Raw genomic sequence first — 19,243 nt, 5'->3', positions numbered from 1 at the left:
CCTAGGATGGGCACATGACTTCCTCCACTCCTGACCTGCCCGGTCCCTTCGCTGATGATGAGTTTCTGTGGCTGGAGGACATCTACGGCGACAAGCAACTGGACTGGGTGCGCTCGGAGAACAAGGTCACCGAGGACCTGCTCTCCGAAACGGGCTTCGAGGACACCGAGAAACGTCTGCTCGAAGTCCTGGACTCCACCGACCGGATACCGATGGCAACCAAGCGGGGCGGGCACTACTACAACTTCTGGCGCGACGCCGAGCATCCCAAGGGTTTGTGGCGCCGCACCACGTGGGAAAACTACTGCACCGACAATCCGGAGTGGGAAATCCTGCTGGACGTGGACGAGCTCAGCCTCGCCGAGAACATGGAGTGGGTCTGGGGCGGTTCGGCGTTCCTGCGTCCCACTGACGGCGGCCCTTACCGCCGGGCGCTGGTGGCTCTCTCCCCCGACGGCGGTGACGCCGCCCGCTACCGGGAGTTCGACGTCGTCGACCGCGCCTTTGTTCCCGGGGGCTTTGACATTCCTGCGGCGAAAAACCGCATCAGCTGGGCCGGGCCGGATGAGCTCTACGTCGGCACCGACTTTGGCCCCGGGTCCATGACCAGCTCCTCCTATCCGCGGACCAGCCGGATTCTGAGCCGAGGGATGAAGCTCGCCGATGCCGTTCCCTATTTCGAGGTGCCCGAAGACCACATGATGGCGGTGGTGGCGCACGACCAGACGCCCGGTTTTAAGCGGGACCTGGCGGTGGACATCGTGGACTTTTACAACAGCTCCACCTTCCTGCGCCGCGGTGACCAGTGGGTCCGTTTGGACGTGCCGCTGGACGTGAACGTGGACGTGCACCGGCAGTGGCTGGTGCTGCGTCCCCGCACGGACTGGCAGCTGGGCGAAACCGTCCACCCTGCCGGGTCCCTGCTGGCGGCGGATCTTGATGCCTTCCTGGCCGGCAGCCGGGATCTTCTCACGCTGTTCACTCCGGACCCGGCCACGTCGCTGCAGTCCTGGAGCTGGACCCGGGACTACCTGCTGCTGAACCTGCTGCATGATGTTTCTTCGCAGATCTCGGTGTTGGATCCGGCCAACGGCTGGGCGGCGTCGGCCCTGGACGCCTGCCCGCCGCTGCACAGTGTTGATGCCTATGCCGTGGATGACGAGGACGAGGAAGCCGGCAATGACTATTGGCTGATCAGCACCGGTTTCCTCACCCCGTCCACGCTCTCACGCGGAACCCTCGGCCAGGCTGAAGGCGGCGGGGCAGCGGTGGTGAAGGAATCGCCGTCGTTCTTTGATGCCTCCTCCTGCACTGTTGAACAGCACTTTGCCGTTTCCGCTGACGGAACCCGGGTGCCCTACTTTCAGGTGGGGCCCAAGGACCTGGTGCTCGACGGCGGCAATCCCACGCTGCTCAACGGGTACGGCGGCTTCGAACAGGCTCTCACCCCCGCCTATAGCGGAATGGTGGGCCGCGGCTGGCTGGAACGCAGCTTCACCGATGAATCCGGGATAAAGCGCGCGGGCGTTTATGTACTGGCGAACATCCGCGGCGGCGGCGAATACGGCCCCGAATGGCACCGCGCGGCGCTGCAGGAACACCGGCACCGGGCCTACGAGGATTTCGCGGCGGTGGCGCAGGACCTGATCGACCGCGGCGTGAGCTCCCGGGCACGCCTGGGCTGCACCGGACGCAGCAACGGCGGGCTCCTGGTCGGCAACATGCTCACCACCTATCCGCACCTCTTCGGGGCTGTTTCCTGCGGGGTACCGCTGCTGGATATGCGCCGCTACACCAAGCTGTCCGCCGGGTATTCCTGGATTGCCGAGTACGGCGATCCGGATGATCCGAAGCAGTGGGAGTTTGTTAAGACTTTTTCGCCCTATCACCTGCTCAAGGACGACGCCGATTATCCGCCCACGCTGATCTGGACGGCCACCAGCGACGACCGGGTGGGCCCGGTGCAGGCGCGGAAAATGGCAGCCCGCATGAAGGCGATGGGAGTGGAGCAGGTCTGGTTCCACGAGGCGCTGGAGGGCGGCCACGCCGGTGCATCCGACAACCGCCAGGCGGCGCGCATGTATGCCATGTCCTATGAGTTCCTGTGGGAAGCCCTGACGGGCCGCCTGCACCGGGTCGGCACGGCCTAACCAACCGGCGGCGCGGGGCTCTCCGGGCCGGGACGTTTTGCTCTTACCGGGCCCTTATGGGTAGTCTTGTCAGGCTGGCAGCGGAAGCTACCAGAGGGTAATTGGAGACGTGCCAGAGCGGCCGAATGGGCTTCACTGCTAATGAAGTGTGGGCCTAAAGCCCACCGGGAGTTCAAATCTCCCCGTCTCCGCGCTAAAACCCCCGGGAAACCGGGGGTTTTTTTGTTTTCTAGGTCCGCCAGGCCACCGTATTGGTCAGCACGCCTATACCGGCAACTTCAACCTCCACGGTGTCTCCGGGCTTCATCTGTCCCACTCCGGCGGGGCTTGCCGTCAACAAAACGTCCCCGGGCTGCAGCGTAATCCACCGGGTAATCCATTCGAGGAGTTCACCCACGCCAAACACCATGTCGGAGGTTTGGCAGTCCTGAACGGTTTCAGAGTTGAGGCGTGTCTGCAGCCGCAGTGACTCGCCGGAGATCCCGGTTTCGATCCAGGGCCCCATGGGACAGAAAGTGTCGAGGCTCTTGGCACGGGTCCACTGCCCGTCTGCCCGCCAGTTGCTGGCGGTGACATCATTGGCGCAGGTATACCCGAGGACATAGTCCCGGTAGTCGGCCGCCCGCACGTTCCGGGCCGTGCGGCCCAGGACGACGGCGAGTTCGCCTTCATATTCCAGCCGGTCCAGCTCCCTGGGATGCAATATGGCGTCCCCGGGACCGGCAAGCGTGTTGATCCCCTTCAGGAAGATGGGCGGCTCATCCGGCACCGGCTTGCCGAGTTCGGCCAGCTGGCTGCGGTAGTTTCCCCCGGCGCAGATGATGATGCCGGGGGTGCACGGGTTCAGTAACTGAATGTCCGCTTCCGCCGCCCTTCTTCGCCCGGCAGAAGGATTTTCCCACCCGCCAACCAGCTCGTACACCGTTCCGTCCGCGAGGACTCCGGACTGCGGCTGTCCGTTCCCTTCAACGTACCGAATGATCCGCACTGCGGCCCTCCCCGGTGCTGCTCGACAATGCCTCCTGAAGAAGCTCCAGCGGGTGCCAGGCTGAGCGCTGGGTGCCGTGAAAGATCTGCTCGCGGCAGGACGTTCCGGTTGCCGCAACCACCGTGTCCTCTCCCGCTTCCCTGATTGCCGGGAACAGGCGGTCCTCGCCGACCTTGAGGGATACGGCATAGTGTTCGGACTCGTAGCCGAAGGAACCGGCCATGCCGCAGCAGCCTGCGTCCAAATCTGTCACTGTAACTCCGGGAATGCGCCGCAGCATGGCCATGGTGGCGGCTGTTCCCACTTCCGCTTTTTGGTGGCAGTGCCCCTGGTAGAGGATGGTCCGCCCGGCGAGCCAGGAGTCTTCGGCCAGTACCAGGCGCCCGTCATCGATGGCTTCGGTCAGCAGCTCCTCGATCTGCCTCACCCTCTTGGCCACCGCCTGGACGTTGGCATCCTGCGGCAGCATCGTGACGTGTTCATCCCTGAGCGTGAAGAGGCATGAAGGCTCGCATCCGACGATTGGGGATTCCTGAGACCCGGTGCTGTTCAGGTCCCTTGCCATCGCGGCCGCTTTCGCCTTGGCTTCGTCGACGAGCCCCTTGGACAGTGCCGACCTGCCGCAGCAACCCGTGCTGGCCAATTCCACGTTCCAGCCGGAAGCCTGCAGCAGCCTGACCGCTGCCTGCCCGATGTGCGGTTCCGAATAGGTCGTGAAGGAGTCGGCCAGGAAACTGATCGTGCCCTGGCTGCCGGGCTCGGCAAGCCGTCCGGTTCGCCGGTACCAGCGGATGAGGTTCATGAACCGGTAGTGCGGCAGCGGCCGTGCGGCGGCTATCCCCACGGTGCGTTCCATGACGGCGCGCAGCAGCGGAATACGTCCGGGAAGGTTGGAAACAGGCGCAAACGCCGAGCCGAGCTTGTTCAGGGTGCGGATGGCTCCAAAGATCCGCGTCCGCAGCGGAACCCCGTGGAGCTCATGGTAGTGGGAGAGGGTTTCGCTTTTGAGCTTGGCCATGTCCACGCCCAGCGGGCATTCAGCTTTGCAGGCCTTGCACATCAGGCAGAGGTCCAGGACCTCGTGCAGCCGCTCGTCGCCAAGGGCTGCCTTGGGATCCGGCTCCGAGAGGGCCTTGACGAGGGCATTAGCCCGGCCCCTGGTGGAATGCTCTTCTTCCCTGGTTGCAATATATGAGGGACACATGGCCCCGGTGGTGCTCTTGCGGCACAGACCGATGTTCATGCAGCGGTCGGCGGCGCCCCGCATGCCTCCAACCACTTCGAAGTCCAAACGGGTCCGGAAACCGACGGCAGCCGGCAACATCGCATCGCGCAGATTGTCCGTCATGCTCGGGGCGTCAACAATCTTCCCGGGGTTCATGATGTTCCCGGGATCAAAGACCCGCTTCACTTCCCGCATGGCCTCATAGAGCCGGTCGCCGAAAATCTCCCGGTTGAATTCACTGCGGGCAAGGCCGTCGCCGTGCTCGCTGGAGTTCACACCGCCAAACTCCTTCACGAGGTTCTTGACCTCCACGGCAACTGCCCTCATGCGCAGGACTTCGTCTGGTTTGGCCAGATCGACAAAGGGCCGGATGTGCAGGCATCCCACAGAGCAGTGACCGTAGAATCCGGCCCTCATCTGATGCTGATCCAGGATTTGGGCAAACCTCGCGGTGTACTCCGCCAAGCGCTCGGGCGGCACGGCGGTGTCCTCGACGAAAGCCAGCGGACGGTTGGACCCTTCGCTGGCAGCCATCAGCAGGCCGAGACTGGACTTGCGCACCTTGAGCAGATCCGCCTGTTCCGCCGCAGTGACAAGTTTCAGCGTTGCATAACCCCGTCCGTTCCTTTCCCACAGCGAAATCAGCGCTTCCAGCCGTCCGGTTATCTCTTCCTTGTCGTCTCCGGTGAAAGAAACGAAAAGAAGGGCTGCAGGATCCCCCTGCAGCGTTCGGCCCAGGTTCGAGTACTCGATCTTTTGGCGGGACAGATCCAGAATCGTCTTGTCCATCAGTTCCACCTGCGCGGGTTCGCAGCTCAGCGAGTCCGCGGTGGCTTCGATTGCTTCCTGGGTGGTGGCGAAGTGCCCCACCGCATAGACGGTGTGGCGGGGCTTGGGCACCAGATCCACTTCTACCTGCGTTGCAATGACGAGGGTTCCTTCCGAGCCCACAACAAATTTGGCCAGGTTGAAATCGTCCAGGGACAGGCGGTCGAGCCGGTATCCGCTGGCCCGGCGCCAGAAAGGCGGGAAGCCGGAGGCAATGGCCTCGGCATTCTCTTCCAGGATCTCAGGCAGCCGGCGGTAGATTTCGCCTTCCCTTGTCTGCGCTGCTGCCCGACGGATCCGCTCTTCTCCGTCGACGGGTTCCAGCCTGGCGGTGGTCCCGTCCGCGAGCACCACGTCCATGCTTCGAATGTGGTCAATCGTCATGCCGTAGCGCAGCGAGCCGGAACCGGCTGAGTTGTTGCCAAGCATCCCGCCAATGGTTGCCCGGTTGCTGGTGGAAGTATCAGGCCCGAACATCAGCCCGTACGGCGCAGCGGCACGGTTCAAATCGTCTTGGACCACCCCCACTTCCACCCGGGCCGTGCGGGCAACCGGATCAATACTGAGGATGCGGTTCATATGGCGTGAATGGTCCACAATGATGCCGACGCCCACCGTCTGCCCCGCCAGGCTTGTTCCCGCCCCCCGTGCAGTCACCTGGATGCCGTAAGCGGCGGCAATCCTGACGGTTTCGGCTACATCGCGCCCGTCCACCGGATAGACAACGGCCACCGGGCGCATGGTGTACATGCTGGCGTCCCGCGAGAACATGTGCCGGCTGTAATCGTCGAAGGCCACCTCTCCGGTCAGTGCCTGCGTGAGTTCTTCGGCGAACCCGGCGGGCAGCGCCGCGTCCACAGCCGAAATTTCAGTGGTGGTCATACTGACGTGCCTCGCTTCCGCGGCTTCGTTGCCGCCTGTACCGGTGTCCCGGACCTTGCGCTGTCTTTATTAACCCTGTTCCAGGACAGCCATGGCTGCTTCCAATCCGTCCTGCTTGATGGGTATTCCGCTGAGGTTCAGGCCCATCTGCACACCTCCCAGCGTGCCGATCAGTGTCAGGTCCTCGAAGGCGCCAAGATGCCCGATCCGGAATACCTTGCCGCTCAGCTTGGACAATCCCGCTCCGAGGGACATATCAAAGCGGTCCAGGATAGTGGCTCGGAGATCATCGGCATTGAAGCCGTCCGGGACCAGGACCGCCGTCAGAGATCCGGAATATTCGCGCGGATCTTGGCACAGCACTTCCAGCCCCCAGGCTTCCACCGCCGCCCGTGTTGCCCGGGCATGCCGCTGATGCCGGGCAAACACGTTCTCCAGACCCTCGTCATCAAGCATGCGCAGGGCAACTTTGAGTCCATAAAGGAGATTCGTGGAGGGCGTGTACGGCCAAAACCCGTTTTCGTTTGCCGCGAGGATGGGCAGCCAGTCCCAGAAGGACTTGGGTAATCCTGCCGTTTCCCTGGCTCTGAGTGCCTTGGCGCTGACCGCATTGAAGCTCAGCCCCGGGGGAAGCATCAACCCTTTTTGCGACCCGGAGATGGTGACGTCCACACCCCACTCATCGTGCCGGTAGTCGATCGCGCCAAGGGAGGAAATGGTGTCCACCAGCAGCAAAGCCGGATGTGATGCGGCGTCCATTGCCGCCCGCACTTCGGCAATCCGGCTGGTCACGCCGGTGGAGGTTTCGTTGTGCACACAGCAGACGGCCTGGATCTCATGTTCCCGGTCCGCCGAGAGTCTTTCTTCAACAACCGCGGGATCTATGCCGTGGCGCCAGTCCCCGGGTACCAGTTCAACAACCAGGCCCAACTCCTCCGCCATTTTCTTCCACAGTGCCGAAAAATGGCCGGTCTCGAAACACAGGACGCGGTCTCCCGGGCTGAGGGTATTGACGAGTGCTGCTTCCCAGGCTCCTGTCCCCGAGGCCGGATAAATAATGACCGGCTGCGTTGTTCCGAACACCGGGCCGATGGCCGAGAGAATATGCCGCCCGAGCTCTTGAAAGTCCGGGCCGCGGTGATCGATGGTGGGCGCTGCAATGGCCCTCAATACTTCATCGGGACAGTTTGTTGGTCCGGGAATCTGCAAATAGTGGCGGCCGCTTGTGGCCCTGGGTCGAGAAGTTTCCATGCTGCCGTCCTCCAAGATGGCGCTTCACTGCGCCCTCGGCCAAGCTTCTGAATGGAATTTTTTTATCGCATGGGTGAACGTTAGCAGTGGGGTCCAACCCCGTCCAGCATCGTCTTTAACCCTGATTCCGATGCGCTGGCGCGCCGCAGAATGGACCAGGCAGCCTATTTGCGGGTCCTTGACGCGACGCTGTCCGCCTCTCCATACTCTCCCCCAACGGCGTGTTCCTTCCGGACATCAAAGATCGCGGCTCCCAGGGCTGTGCGACCTGTCGCGGCATACGGATCATGGCGACCCTCAACGACGTGGGAGAAGTGTAAATGTCTATTGAACTTCTATCGATCCTGGTACTAGCCGCACTATTTCTGATCGCAACCGTTCGCCCCGTCCATATGGGTGCGCTGGCGCTGGTCGCAGCTTTCATTATGGGAACCATGGTTATTGGCGAAGACGTGGATACAGTCCTGTTGGGATTTCCCGCAGACCTCTTCGTCATCCTCGTAGGCGTCACCTATCTCTTTGCACTGGCGAAGGCAAACGGAACCATTGACTGGGTTGTCGTGAAATCCGTGAGGATGGTCGGCGGCAGAATTGCGCTCATTCCATGGGTGATGTTTGCCATTACCGCAGTCATCACTTCGGTGGGCGCAGTTGTCCCGGCCGCAGTGGCAATTATTGCGCCGGTCGCCATGGGATTCGCCGTCCGGTATAAAATCCGTCCCGTCCTGATGGGCCTGATGGTCATCAACGGGGCCAGCGCCGGCGGGTTCTCCCCCATCAGCGTGTTCGGCAGCATCGTCAACGGCGTGGTGGTGCGAAGCGATCTGCCCGGCAGCCCCGGCCTGCTCTTCCTGTCCTCGCTGCTGTTCAACATCGGCCTGGGCATCGTCGTTTTCTTCATGTTTGGCGGACGGAGCTTCATAGGCCAGCGCGATATCGGCGACGGTGTCATCCGAAGCGCGAGCCGGCGGACCTCGCCTGACGACGGGGCTGAGCCACAGGGAGGCGGAAGCGGATCCAGGACCAGCAGGGCCGCCAATACCACCGTTCAAACCATGACGCCTTCCACCGGCGAACCGATTCCGGCGGAGAGCAGCCTGGACCGGCACAAGGTCTTTACGCTGGTGGGAATCCTCGTGCTCGCCGTAGCGGTACTGGGGTTCGGATTCGACGTCGGCTTCACGGCCGTCACCATCGCCGTCATCCTGTCCCTGTTGTCGCCGGAGAGCAATAAAGGCGCAGTCAGTGCCATCGCCTGGCCCACCGTCCTGCTTCTGTGCGGCATCGTCACCTATGTGTCCCTCATGGAGCGCATTGGGACGATTGACTGGCTCGGAAATGGTGTGGCAAACATTGGCGCACCATTGTTTGCAGCCATTTTGATCTGTTTTATCGGAGCCATCGTCTCCGCCTTTGCCTCCACCACAGGCATTCTGGGGGCTCTCATTCCGTTGGCCGTCCCCTTCCTCATGACGGGTGAAGTCGGCGCCATTGGAATGATTATTGCCCTGTCAATATCCTCCTCGGTTGTTGATTCGAGTCCATTTTCCACCTCCGGCGCCCTGGTAGTGGCCAACTCCCCCGAAGACCAGCGGGATAAAGTGTTCCGCCAGCTCATGGTCTGGGGTTTTTCCATGGTGTTGATTGCCCCCGTGGCAACGTGGCTGATCTTCATTGTCCCCGGATGGAGTTAATACTTTTCCTGGATCTGCATCCGCCAGCACACTTCCCGTTTTGGATTCAAAGTCAGGACATCCCTTGATCGAAAAATTTGTATCCTCGTTCGATAACTTTGACGACCGGTTGCCGAATGTTCTGTGTTCGATGGAGAACGGTGTAGCGGTAGTTGCGATTGCCAACACCTCCGCCCGCAACGCGCTTTCGCTGAAGATGTGGAAGGACCTGGAAACCGTTTTCAGGGACCTTTCCTCCGATGCCTCGGTTCGGATCATTGTGCTGCGGGGCGCAGGGACGGAAGCATTTGCGGCCGGCGCTGACATCAGCGAGTTCCCCGAACTCCGTTTCACTGCATCCTCAGCCGCCGTCTACAACGCCCAGCTGTCCCGAACGCTGCGGCGGGTGGCCGAGATTGAGATCCCCACCATCGCGATGCTGCAGGGCTTCACGGTGGGCGGAGGATGTGAGCTGGCTGCCGCATGTGATCTGCGGATAGCAGCCGATGACCTTTCCATCGGCATTCCGGTGGGCCGCCTGGGCGTCATCCTGGGGCTGACGGAATCACGGTTGCTGGTCCGCCATATCGGTGTCAATGGCCTGAAACGGCTGCTGTTCAGCGGCGAACTTGTGGGTGCAGAGCAGGCGCTGGGGATGGGGTTGGTGGACGAAGTCGTGCCGGCTGCGGAACTGAACGCCAGGGTTTCCACGCTGGCTGCCGCCGTCAGGGTATCGTCTGCCACCGTAATGACTGCCGCAAAGGTCATCACCGATCTGGCCGGCACGCTCGACGATGCCGCCGCCGACCGTGTGCAGGAACTTTCCCTGCGCGCCTACGACGGAGCAGACCTGCGGGAGGGAGTCTCGGCCTTCCTGGAAAAACGCAGGCCGGTGTTCGCCGGCGGGGTCGCGGAAGGGGAACCCACCCGATGAGGCCGCTGGAGGGCGTCGTCGTGCTTGATTTGTCCCGCTACATCGCCGGCCCAACGGCCAGCATGATGCTGGCGGACCAGGGTGCTGACGTGATCAAGGTTGAGCCCCTGCCCGGCGGCGACCCGTCGCGGCAGTCCGGGCCGTTCATGGACGGCGGTGAGAGCGTCTATTTCATGTCGGCAAACCGCAACAAGCGTTCCCTCGCCGTGGATCTTCGATCGGCCGAGGGTTTGTCTGCAGTCCAGCGGATCGCTGCCGGGTGCGATGTTCTGATCGAGAACTTCAAACCCGGAACGGTGTCCCGCATGGGCTTGTCCTACAGCGACCTGGCACCCCGGAATCCCGGGCTGGTTCATTGTTCCATCAGCGGCTTCGGCAGCGGCGCTGCCGGTTCGACCATGGCAGGATTCGATCAGAACGCCCAGGGCATGAGCGGCTTCATGAGCGTGACGGGAACGGCGCAGACCGGACCACTGCGCGCGGGTATCCCTGTTGCCGATTCGAGCACCGGCCTGGTCGCCGGCTTTGCGATACTTGCCAAGCTCTTCGAGAAGGCACACACAGGCGTCGGCGGCCAGGTGTCCACGTCGCTGATGCAGACCATGACGTTCATGATGACCTACCAGGCACAGAAATACCTGAGCCTGGGCATTGTGCCAACCATGGAGGGCAACGATCACCCGCTGATCTTCCCCCAGGGCACGTTTCGGACCAGGGACGGGCACGTCACCATTGCCTCCGGGAACCAGCAAATGTGGGAAAAACTCGCGGCGGTGCTGGGGCTGGATGATCTTCTGCAGGATGCAAGGTTCAGTACAAACGAGGTGCGGCTGGACAACCGGGTTCAGCTGCGCAAACTCATGGAAGAACAGCTCGCCGGGAAGAACTCTGCGGACTGGATCAGCATCATCAACCGCGCGGGAATCCCCTGCGGACCCGTCTTGGCCATGGACGGTGTCTTCAACCATCCCCTCGCCCGGGAACTGGAGCTGACCGGTTCGGTGCACCACTCCACGTTGGGTGACATGTTGGTGCTGGGCCGTCCTGCCGACACCGGCGACGCGCCGTGGCTGCACTCCGCTCCGCCGGTCCTGGGCGAGCACAGCCATGCGGTGCTCGCCGACCACGGCTTTTCGGAGGCAGAAATCGCCGAGTACACGCGGCGCGGCATCATTGCGCAGGGATAGGGAAAGACAAGCACAGCCCTACCACGCATATGCTGTCAGTCCGACGGAATCGAGCAAAGGACCCCTCCATGGAAATGCGCCTCCTTGGCCGCAGCGGCACCGTTGTCAGCGCCTACGCCCTCGGCACCATGACGTTCGGCAACGAATCGGATCAGCACGTCTCCCATGCGCTCTTGAATACCTACGTCGAAGCCGGCGGCAACTTCATCGATACCGCGGATGTCTACACCGACGGGGCCTCGGAGGAAATTATTGGCCACTGGCTGCAGGCCCGTCCGGAAGCGGCAAGGAACCTGGTGCTGGCCACCAAGGGCCGGTTCCCCATGGGCGCCGGTCCGAATGATCTGGGTACTTCGCGCAGGCATCTGCGCCAGGCACTGGACGCGTCGCTGAAACGGCTGGGCGTGGACCACATTGACCTGTACCAGCTGCACTCATGGGATCCCCTCACCCCATTGGAAGAGACCCTTGGCTTCCTTCAGGACGCCGTCACTGCCGGAAAGATCAGCTACTACGGTCTCTCCAACTTCACCGGCTGGCAGCTGACCAAAGCCGTGTACACCGCCCGGATGCGCGGCTGGAATGAACCGGTGACCGTGCAGCCGCAGTACAACCTGCTGGAACGCGAAATTGAGTCCGAAGTAGTGCCGGCAGCGCTCGACGCCGGACTGGGCCTGCTGCCCTGGTCACCCCTTGCGGGCGGATGGCTCACGGGCAAGTACCGCAGGGAATCAGTTCCGGCGGGCAAAACACGGGTGGGAGACAATCCCGCCCGGCAGTTCCAAGGCTGGGATTTGCGCAGCAACAACGAACACACCTGGCAGATCATTGACGCCTTGAAGGCCATCGCTGATGCGCATCACGCCAGCTCTGCCCAAGTAGCCCTGGCCTGGCTTGCGGCCCAGCCCGGTGTCACCTCGGTGATCCTCGGCGCCCGCACGGTGGAGCAGCTCACTGACAATCTGGGTGCCGCTAACCTCGCGCTCACTGCCGCCGAGGAAAAACAGCTTGCCGATCTGAGCCGGCCGGCCGTTGGCAACTATCCCTACGGGGCGGACGGCCGCAACCAACGTTCCCGGCAGCTGCACCCGGCGTAACCGGCGGTTTGGCAGGACACCCCCGGAAGCCGGTTAAAAGTCCTCCGGGCGAAGATTCTTGACCCACTTGCTGATTTCGTCTTCTTCAGGTGTGGTGGCTGGTTTGGCTGCCGGACCCTGTCGGGACTTGTCCGCGGAAGCGGCCGGTCCCTCCGGGGCCGTGCCCAACGGATTCGTGTCCTCCGGGGCCGCATTCTGATCTTTTGCCGTCCCGCCGGAGACCGATGAACCCGCGGCGTCCCCGGTTTTCGGAGAGACCGGCGCGTTGTCTGCAGCACCGGCGGGAGCGTCCGAGGCAGGACGCTGCGGCTGCTGGGGCACAAAGGGCTGCGGATGCATTGCGAGGTTCTCCACCGCGGCGCCTGCCGCGCGAACGCCGACGCCGGTGAACTTCGCGTAGAGCTGCACGGCTTTAATGGGATGCCCCTGGGCAATCGCTGCATACACCTGCTGGTGCGCAGTCGCGTCCAGGCGCGCATTGGCCTCCCGCGCAGCTTCAACGGACGTCCGCGGCGTCCCCGGAGCAGCCTTGGCCGGCCGTTTGGAGGTGGTCCTGCCCCCGGCCTTTGCTGCTGACGCGCCGTTCCCCGTCGCCCGCTGCGGCTTGGCTGCCGATGATTGCCGGCTTTCTCCACCCGCCGGGGATTCGCCGTCGGCCTGCTTCTTCCGCCGCTGGGCGCGGCTGATCACGAAGTTGACCGCAACAATGGCTACGACAAAAAGAACAATCACCAGGAACTCCATATACCGATCCTAGCTTTGCCCGCGGTACAGGCACCTTCCTCCCGGTATATTGACGTGCAGCCCTGCCCGCTGATCATTGGAGATGCCATGAGCCTGACCACTTCCCTGCGTTCGCTCAGCGTGCGCATTGCTGACGGAGTAGCCGAAGTTGAGCTCATCGGTCCGTCCAAGGGAAACGCGATGGGCCCTGATTTTTGGCGGGAACTCCCCGAAGTCTTTGATGCCTTGAGCGCTGACGAGAGCGTGCGCTCCGTGCTGTTGTACGGCTCCGGCGGAAACTTCAGCTACGGGCTGGATCTGCCGGCCATGGCTCCGGTCTTTGCTCCCCTGCTCTCCGCCGACGGGATGGACGCTCGCCGGCGGGAAGGCTTCCGGCGCAGCATCAGGGACCTGCAGGAGTCGGTTAATTCCCTGGCCCGCTGCGCGAAGCCTGTCATCTCAGCCGTGGACGGCTGGTGCATCGGTGGTGCGATTGATGTCATTGCCGCCACCGACATCCGCATTGCGTCCCCGGCCGCCAAGTTCAGCGTCCGGGAGGTGAAGGTTGCCATTGTTGCGGACCTGGGATCCCTCCAGCGGCTTCCCGGCATCATCGGCGAAGGACCAACCCGCCACCTCGCCCTCACCGGTGAAGATTTCGACGCCGGCCGCGCCCACCGTCTGGGCCTGGTCACGGAACTGGCGGACGACGTCGTTGGCCGCGGACGCGAACTGGCCGCCCTGGTTGCCGCGAATCCTCCGCTGGTGGTGCAGGGCGTGAAGCAGGTGATGAACCACGGCCGTGAAGCGTCCGTCCAGTCCGGGCTGGACTACGTTCAGGTATGGAATTCGGCCTTCCTGGCCAGCCGCGACTTCAATGAAGCGGCAACTGCCTTCGCTGAACGCCGTCCGGCCGTTTTCACCGGCAACTGAGGTTTCCCGCCCTGCCCTCCGCCGGGTGTACAAGCAGGCGGCGCCGTCAAGGACCGGTTCGCTCTTCTCCGACGGGCCGGCTGCCGCGCAGCAGCCCCTTAAGATAGTCGAGTGGCTGTTACCGATGAAGCGATTACCAAGATCAAGGAGATGCTCATCAGTGGGCAGCTCAAGGCTGGTGACCGGCTTCCGCCGGAGAACGAGCTGAGCGATCAGCTCGGCCTGTCACGCAGTTCGCTTCGAGAAGCCGTAAAGGCGCTGGAATTGATCCGTGTGCTGGATGTGCGGCGCGGGGACGGCACATACGTGACGAGTTTGGAACCCGGACTCCTGACGGAAACCATGGGCTTCATGGTGGAAATCCATCAGGAGAGTTCTGCCGCTGAGCTGCTGGAGGTGAGGCGCATCCTTGAACCCGGAGCTGCCGCCCACGCTGCCGGACGAATCGATTCCCGTTCCGTGGCGGCACTGCACAAGTGTCTGGAGTCCGTTCCGCCGGAGGCGTCAGCCGCCGATCTGGCCTCCCACGATTTCACGTTCCACTCCCTTATTGCACGTGCCTCCGGCAATCCCTATCTGGCCGGGCTGCTGGACTCGCTGACCGGCAGCGCTTTGCGGCTGCGGACCTGGCAGCGGATTACCGAGGCCGGAGCGGCAGAGGCTGTTCTTGGGGAACATGCGGCCATCCTCGAAGCCCTGACCGTGGGCGATGCCGAGCTCGCCCGCTCCCTCATGACCGTCCATGTCTCATCCGCCGAGCGCTGGCTCCGCCGCCCTCCGGCAGAACCACCCCGCACTGTTACCTCTTCCGGTCCGGCTACGCCGTCCAGTTCCGTTGCCCCTGCCCTTCCCAGGCGGGCTCTGGCTCCGACCCCGGCGCCGGAGCCCGCCGCACCGCCCATGGCCGAAGCGCCGCCCGCCGCCAAAGGGCCGAAGGAAACCCTTAAGAAAGCACCGGGGAGGGCGCCGAAGAAAACAGCTACCCTCCAGGTTCCTGCTGCACCCCGGCTTCCTGCAACGCGCCAGGCCCGGACTCCGGCACCGCAAATCGCCCGCATCGCACCCGATCCTGCCGTGTACGAGTTGTTCGCTATGCCTTCAACGCCAGGACAAAAGGCAGCACGGAAGCCGCGCCGGCCTGCCTGAGCACCCGACCGGCTTCGGTCAGCGTCCATCGGCTGTCAGCGAAGTCATCCACCAGCAAAACCGGACCGGGGTTGGCCGCAAACCAGGCTGCTCCCTCTTCAGGAACCGCAAACTGATCCCAGACGGACGCCAGGCGAAAGGCGCTGTTCCCGCCGGACCCTCCGGTGGGGCCGCCATGCGGCAGCTGCAGGGCACCCAGGTACGGGATCCGTCCCAGGCTTGAGATGCCGTGTGCCAGGGATCCGACCACTTGCGGCCGGGAGCGGGACGGAATGCTGACCACGGCTACCGGCCGCTGTTCCCAGCCCCACTGCGCCAGCACCTGCACACAGCCCTTCAAAAGGGCATCATCCACGGTGGTGTCCGCTGCTTCCGGGCCGAAAATCTCCCGCAGCCGACCGCCCCAGCCAAGATCGGTCAGGCGGGCCAACGCCCGGCCGGTGGACAGCGCCAGATCGGGCTTGATCTTTCCCTTCACCGGGACGCCCAGCCGGTCCATGCCCGAGGGATACATACCGCGCGGATCCACGTCCACGCCCACCCGGCTCAGTGCCTGCCCCGCACTGTCGGTGGCTTCCGCCGCCACCTCTGAGGAGAACCAGCGTCCGGCGCAGTTGTCACACCGGCCGCACGGAGCGGCTGCCGGATCATCGAGCTGGACGGACAGAAACTCCATGCGGCAGCCGGTGGTGCTCTCATAATCCAGCATGGCCTGCTGTTCCCGGACGCGGGCTGCGGAAATCCGCTCATACCGCTCCCGGTCATAGCTCCACGGTTCCCCGGTGCCCCGCCAGCCGCCGGAGACACGTTCCACCGCACCGTCCACCGCAAGGACCTTCAGCAGCAGTTCCAGCGGCGAGCGCTTCAGGTTCACCCGTGTTTCCAGCGCTCCGGTGGACATCACGGCCCCGGATGCGAGCTCCGCCAGCACCGCATTGGCCGGGCCTTCCGCCGGCATGGATGAAGTGGCGAAGTACTCCCAGATGTCTTTGTCCTCGGCCCCCGGAAGCAGCAGTACGTCGGCGCTCGGAGTTCCGCGGCCGGCACGTCCCACCTGCTGGTAATAGGCCACCGGCGAGGACGGAGCGCCGAGGTGAACCACAAACCCCAGGTCCGGCTTATCGAATCCCATGCCCAGGGCACTCGTGGCCACCAGTGCCTTGACCTCGTTGTTCTTCAGCGCGGCCTCGGCCTGCTCCCGGTCCGCCGGATCGGTGCGTCCGGTGTAAGCCAGGACGGGATGCCCGGCTTTTTGCAGCAGCCGGGCGGTGTCCTCCGCCGCGGAGACCGTGAGCGCATAGATAATGCCGGACCCGGGCAGCTCGTCGAGGTGGGTCAGGAGCCACCCCAGCCGCGCCTTGGCAGTGGGCAGCCGCAGCACCCCCAGACGGAGGGACTGCCGGGCCAGTGCACCGCGGATAGTGAAAACGTCTTCACCGCCGGAAGCCAGCTGTTCCTCGATGTCCTTCACAACCCGGGAATTGGCGGTGGCGGTGGTGGCCAGCACCGGAACCGAGGCGGGCAGCTGCTCGATCAGGCTGCGGATGCGCCGATAGTCCGGACGGAAGTCATGGCCCCAGTCAGAGATGCAGTGCGCTTCATCGATCACGAGCAGTCCGGAGCGGCGAATCAGTTCCGGCAGATGGGTTTCGCGGAACCCCGGGTTGTTCAGGCGTTCGGGCGATACAAGGAGGACGTCTACTTCATCGCCCTGAAGTTTGGCGGAAATCTCCTGCCACTCCAGCTGATTAGCCGAGTTGATCGCCACAGCACGCACGCCGGCCCGGGCAGCGGCAGCCACCTGGTCCCGCATCAGCGCCAGCAGCGGCGAGACGATCAGTGTGGGACCGGCACCGCGGGCACGCAGCAGCAGGCTCGCAACGAAGTAGACGGCCGACTTCCCCCAGCCCGTGCGCTGAACCACGAGGGCGCGGCGTCCGCCGGAAACCAGCGCTTCGATGGCTTCATACTGTCCCTCATGGAAGTCAGCTGAGTCATTTCCCACCAGGGCGCGGAGCAAGCCCACGGCTTCAGCCCGCAGACCGGCGCTTGCCTCCGGGGACCCTGCGCCGGCCGTACCGCCCCGTGCATCAGGCGCAACCCCATAACCGGAGTTCGAGTCCTGGTGTGCGGTTTCCTGGTGGGTGGTTTCCTGGTGGGTGGTGCCTTGCCGGATATCCATACCTTCCACTATCCCAGTTGGCGCTGACTGTTTCCTCCAGCCCGGAGAACCCCTGTGGACGGGAATGGTTATGGACAGAGGCACCTCCAAGAAACCGCACCTGCGGGACTGGCCTATAGACTGTCCGGGTGACTAGTGCATTCGATCTTTCCGCGTCCTTTAAGGCCTACGACGTCCGCGGCGTCGTAGGCGAGACCATCACCCCGCAGATCGTCAAAGCCGTAGGTGCCGCATTTGTGGACGTGCTTGATCTTGCCGGTCAGACCGTTCTGGTGGGCGGGGACATGCGCCCCTCCTCTCCTGAGTTCATCAAGGACTTCGCTGCCGGCGCCACCATGCGCGGCGCCCACGTCCTCCTGCTGGACCTCATCTCCACCGATGAGCTCTACTACGCCTGCGGCGCCCTCAACGCGGCCGGTGCCACGTTCACGGCCAGCCACAACCCGGCGCAGTACAACGGCATCAAGATGGCCAAGGCCGGAGCTGTTCCCATCTCCTCCGAGACGGGCCTCTACGAGATCCAGGCCAAGGCTGAGCAGTATCTGAACGAGGGCAGCATCCCCGCCGTCGCAAAGCCGGGCCAAATCAGTGTCCGCGACATCCTGCGCGATTATTCCGAATATCTGCGGTCCCTGGTGGATCTGACCGCCATCCGGCCCCTGAAAGTGGTCGTGGATGCCGGCAACGGCATGGCCGGCCTCACCACACCGGCCGTTCTGGGCGACACGCTGCTGGCCGGGCTTCCGCTGGAAATCGTGGACCTCTATTTCGAGCTGGACGGTTCCTTCCCGAATCATCCGGCCAACCCGCTGGAGCCGGCGAACCTGGTGGATCTGCAGGCTGCCGTCGTTGAGCATGGCGCGGACCTGGGTCTGGCCTTCGACGGCGACGCAGACCGCTGCTTCGTGATCGACGAGAAGGGCGACCCGGTCAGCCCTTCGGCCATCACCGCGCTGGTGGCCCGCCGCGAAATCGCACGCGCCAAGGCCGCCGGAGAAACGACGCCGGTCATCATCCACAACCTCATCACCTCCCGCGCCGTTCCCGAACTGGTGGAGGCCGACGGCGGCCGCGCCGTCCGCACGCGCGTGGGCCACTCCTTCATCAAGGCTTTGATGGCCGAGGAAGGCGCCGTCTTCGGCGGTGAGCACTCCGCCCACTACTACTTCCGCGACTTCTACAACGCCGACACCGGCATGCTCGCGGCCATGCACGTGCTTGCAGCACTGGGTGAGCAGACGCTGCCGCTCTCTGACCTGGCCCGTGAGTACGAGCCCTACTTTGCCTCCGGCGAGATCAATTCCGAGCTCTCCGACGTTCCCGCGGCCGTGGCCCGCGTCCGGGCAGAATTTGACCGCGACGGCGTCACCGTGGATACGCTCGATGGATTGACTTTCACCGCCGATGACGGACAGTGGTGGTTTAACCTCCGCGCGTCGAACACCGAACCCTTCCTCCGGCTGAACGCCGAGGCCGAAGACCTTCCCACCATGGTGCGGGTCCGCGACCGCGTACTTGAACTAGTTAGGAACTAAAACCAATGGCTGATGTTGAACTGAACGGCTCCGAGCCCTCCGCCGAGGTCCAGGAGGACCTGAATTCGCTGCTGGGCACCGCTCTGGGCGTTGCCCAGGAGCAGCTGGAGGCACAGGGCGCCTTCCTGCCCGCCGCCCTGGTGGTCCAGAACGACGGCGAGCTGCGGATGATTGCCGTTGCTCCGGAGGAAAGCGACGAGGACCTCGACGCCGATGCCATGATCGATGACATCTACCAGGTCCTCACGGAGCAGAAGGGCGACAACCGGGCTGCAGCTGTGTTCTCCGACATCCACCTGCCGGATGAATCCACCGACGCCATCCATGTGGTGGCCGAGCACTCCGAGGGTGTCTGCATCTCCGCGATCCAGACCTACTCCGAGACCGACGGCGAGTGGACCTTCAATGAACCGCAGTGGGAGTCCGGCGACCGGCTGGTCTGGGGCACGGAAGAGTCCAGCGAGGCCTAAAGGCTTCCCCCCGCCCATGCAAAAGGCCGGCGGTACCGC

General features: G+C 63.7%; 14 protein-coding genes and 1 tRNA gene. 10 read left to right on the top strand and 5 right to left on the bottom strand.

Annotated elements, in window-relative coordinates:
- Positions 1–14: 14 nt before the first annotated feature.
- Positions 15–2,150: a prolyl oligopeptidase family protein gene (locus tag CXR00_RS16495; RefSeq protein WP_104055867.1), complete on the top strand. Its 2,136-nt coding sequence runs from the start codon at positions 15–17 to the stop codon at positions 2,148–2,150.
- A 103-nt stretch (positions 2,151–2,253) separates the two neighbouring features.
- A tRNA-Ser gene (locus tag CXR00_RS16490) sits at positions 2,254–2,341 on the top strand.
- A 38-nt stretch (positions 2,342–2,379) separates the two neighbouring features.
- On the opposite strand, the gene CXR00_RS16485 is transcribed toward CXR00_RS16490, so the two are convergent.
- From CXR00_RS16485 to CXR00_RS16475, 3 genes are all read right to left on the bottom strand, one after another.
- A complete protein-coding gene (locus CXR00_RS16485; protein WP_104055865.1) occupies positions 2,380–3,138 on the bottom strand; it encodes a fumarylacetoacetate hydrolase family protein in 759 nt (252 codons plus the stop codon).
- Positions 3,116–6,073, bottom strand: a complete 2,958-nt coding sequence (locus CXR00_RS16480; protein WP_104055863.1) for an FAD-binding and (Fe-S)-binding domain-containing protein — start codon at positions 6,071–6,073, stop codon at positions 3,116–3,118. The genes CXR00_RS16485 and CXR00_RS16480 overlap by 23 nt, the downstream gene beginning before the upstream one ends.
- A 69-nt stretch (positions 6,074–6,142) precedes the next feature.
- Positions 6,143–7,324: an alanine--glyoxylate aminotransferase family protein gene (locus tag CXR00_RS16475; protein WP_104055861.1), complete on the bottom strand. Its 1,182-nt coding sequence runs from the start codon at positions 7,322–7,324 to the stop codon at positions 6,143–6,145.
- 320 nt (positions 7,325–7,644) lie between these two features.
- Between CXR00_RS16475 and CXR00_RS16470 the strand changes: the two genes are divergently transcribed.
- From CXR00_RS16470 to CXR00_RS16455, 4 genes are all read left to right on the top strand, one after another.
- Positions 7,645–9,018: an SLC13 family permease gene (locus tag CXR00_RS16470; protein WP_104055859.1), complete on the top strand. Its 1,374-nt coding sequence runs from the start codon at positions 7,645–7,647 to the stop codon at positions 9,016–9,018.
- Between the two features lie 64 nt (positions 9,019–9,082).
- Positions 9,083–9,931: an enoyl-CoA hydratase/isomerase family protein gene (locus CXR00_RS16465; protein WP_104055857.1), complete on the top strand. Its 849-nt coding sequence runs from the start codon at positions 9,083–9,085 to the stop codon at positions 9,929–9,931.
- On the top strand, positions 9,928–11,118 hold the full coding sequence (locus CXR00_RS16460) for a CaiB/BaiF CoA-transferase family protein (protein ID WP_104055855.1): 1,191 nt from the start codon (positions 9,928–9,930) through the stop codon (positions 11,116–11,118). Before CXR00_RS16465 ends, CXR00_RS16460 begins: the two co-directional genes overlap by 4 nt.
- A gap of 68 nt (positions 11,119–11,186) precedes the next feature.
- Positions 11,187–12,215, top strand: coding sequence for an aldo/keto reductase (locus CXR00_RS16455; RefSeq protein WP_104055853.1), 1,029 nt, complete (start codon positions 11,187–11,189; stop codon positions 12,213–12,215).
- 33 nt (positions 12,216–12,248) lie between these two features.
- On the opposite strand, the gene CXR00_RS16450 is transcribed toward CXR00_RS16455, so the two are convergent.
- Positions 12,249–12,959: a hypothetical protein gene (locus CXR00_RS16450; protein WP_104055851.1), complete on the bottom strand. Its 711-nt coding sequence runs from the start codon at positions 12,957–12,959 to the stop codon at positions 12,249–12,251.
- 87 nt (positions 12,960–13,046) lie between these two features.
- On the opposite strand from CXR00_RS16450, the gene CXR00_RS16445 reads away from it, so the two are divergent.
- Together CXR00_RS16445 and CXR00_RS18760 are read left to right on the top strand one after the other, a co-directional pair.
- Positions 13,047–13,871 (top strand): crotonase/enoyl-CoA hydratase family protein, encoded by an 825-nt coding sequence (locus tag CXR00_RS16445; RefSeq protein WP_104055959.1) that lies wholly within the window; start codon positions 13,047–13,049, stop codon positions 13,869–13,871.
- 111 nt (positions 13,872–13,982) lie between these two features.
- Entirely contained in the window at positions 13,983–15,017 is a 1,035-nt protein-coding gene (locus tag CXR00_RS18760) for a FadR/GntR family transcriptional regulator (protein ID WP_207377505.1), read from the top strand.
- Here CXR00_RS18760 and CXR00_RS16435 read toward each other — a convergent pair.
- Positions 14,962–17,199 carry a RecQ family ATP-dependent DNA helicase gene (locus tag CXR00_RS16435; protein ID WP_104055849.1) on the bottom strand — a complete coding sequence of 746 codons (2,238 nt, stop codon included), beginning with the start codon at positions 17,197–17,199 and terminating at the stop codon, positions 14,962–14,964. The genes CXR00_RS18760 and CXR00_RS16435 overlap by 56 nt on opposite strands.
- Before the next feature lie 128 nt (positions 17,200–17,327).
- Here CXR00_RS16435 and CXR00_RS16430 point away from each other — a divergent pair, with 128 nt between their 5' ends.
- Positions 17,328–18,734 carry a phosphomannomutase/phosphoglucomutase gene (locus CXR00_RS16430; protein ID WP_104055847.1) on the top strand — a complete coding sequence of 469 codons (1,407 nt, stop codon included), beginning with the start codon at positions 17,328–17,330 and terminating at the stop codon, positions 18,732–18,734.
- Between the two features lie 5 nt (positions 18,735–18,739).
- Entirely contained in the window at positions 18,740–19,204 is a 465-nt protein-coding gene (locus tag CXR00_RS16425) for a hypothetical protein (RefSeq protein WP_104055846.1), read from the top strand.
- Positions 19,205–19,243: the final 39 nt, after the last annotated feature.

Origin of the sequence: Arthrobacter sp. 9E16 (assembly GCF_002929435.1) — a bacterium.
Classification (GTDB): Bacteria; Actinomycetota; Actinomycetes; order Actinomycetales; family Micrococcaceae; genus Arthrobacter_B; species Arthrobacter_B sunyaminii.
This window is presented reverse-complemented; position numbering and strand designations above follow the sequence as displayed.

Coding starts and splice junctions, on each gene's coding strand:
- CXR00_RS16495 (WP_104055867.1), top strand. CDS start 15: ATGACTTCCTCCACTCCTGACCTGCCCGGTCCCTTCGCTGATGATGAG.
- CXR00_RS16480 (WP_104055863.1), bottom strand. CDS start 6,073: ATGACCACCACTGAAATTTCGGCTGTGGACGCGGCGCTGCCCGCCGGG.
- CXR00_RS16475 (WP_104055861.1), bottom strand. CDS start 7,324: ATGGAAACTTCTCGACCCAGGGCCACAAGCGGCCGCCACTATTTGCAG.
- CXR00_RS16470 (WP_104055859.1), top strand. CDS start 7,645: ATGTCTATTGAACTTCTATCGATCCTGGTACTAGCCGCACTATTTCTG.
- CXR00_RS16460 (WP_104055855.1), top strand. CDS start 9,928: ATGAGGCCGCTGGAGGGCGTCGTCGTGCTTGATTTGTCCCGCTACATC.
- CXR00_RS16455 (WP_104055853.1), top strand. CDS start 11,187: ATGGAAATGCGCCTCCTTGGCCGCAGCGGCACCGTTGTCAGCGCCTAC.
- CXR00_RS16450 (WP_104055851.1), bottom strand. CDS start 12,959: ATGGAGTTCCTGGTGATTGTTCTTTTTGTCGTAGCCATTGTTGCGGTC.
- CXR00_RS16445 (WP_104055959.1), top strand. CDS start 13,047: ATGAGCCTGACCACTTCCCTGCGTTCGCTCAGCGTGCGCATTGCTGAC.
- CXR00_RS16435 (WP_104055849.1), bottom strand. CDS start 17,199: ATGGATATCCGGCAAGGCACCACCCACCAGGAAACCACCCACCAGGAA.
- CXR00_RS16425 (WP_104055846.1), top strand. CDS start 18,740: ATGGCTGATGTTGAACTGAACGGCTCCGAGCCCTCCGCCGAGGTCCAG.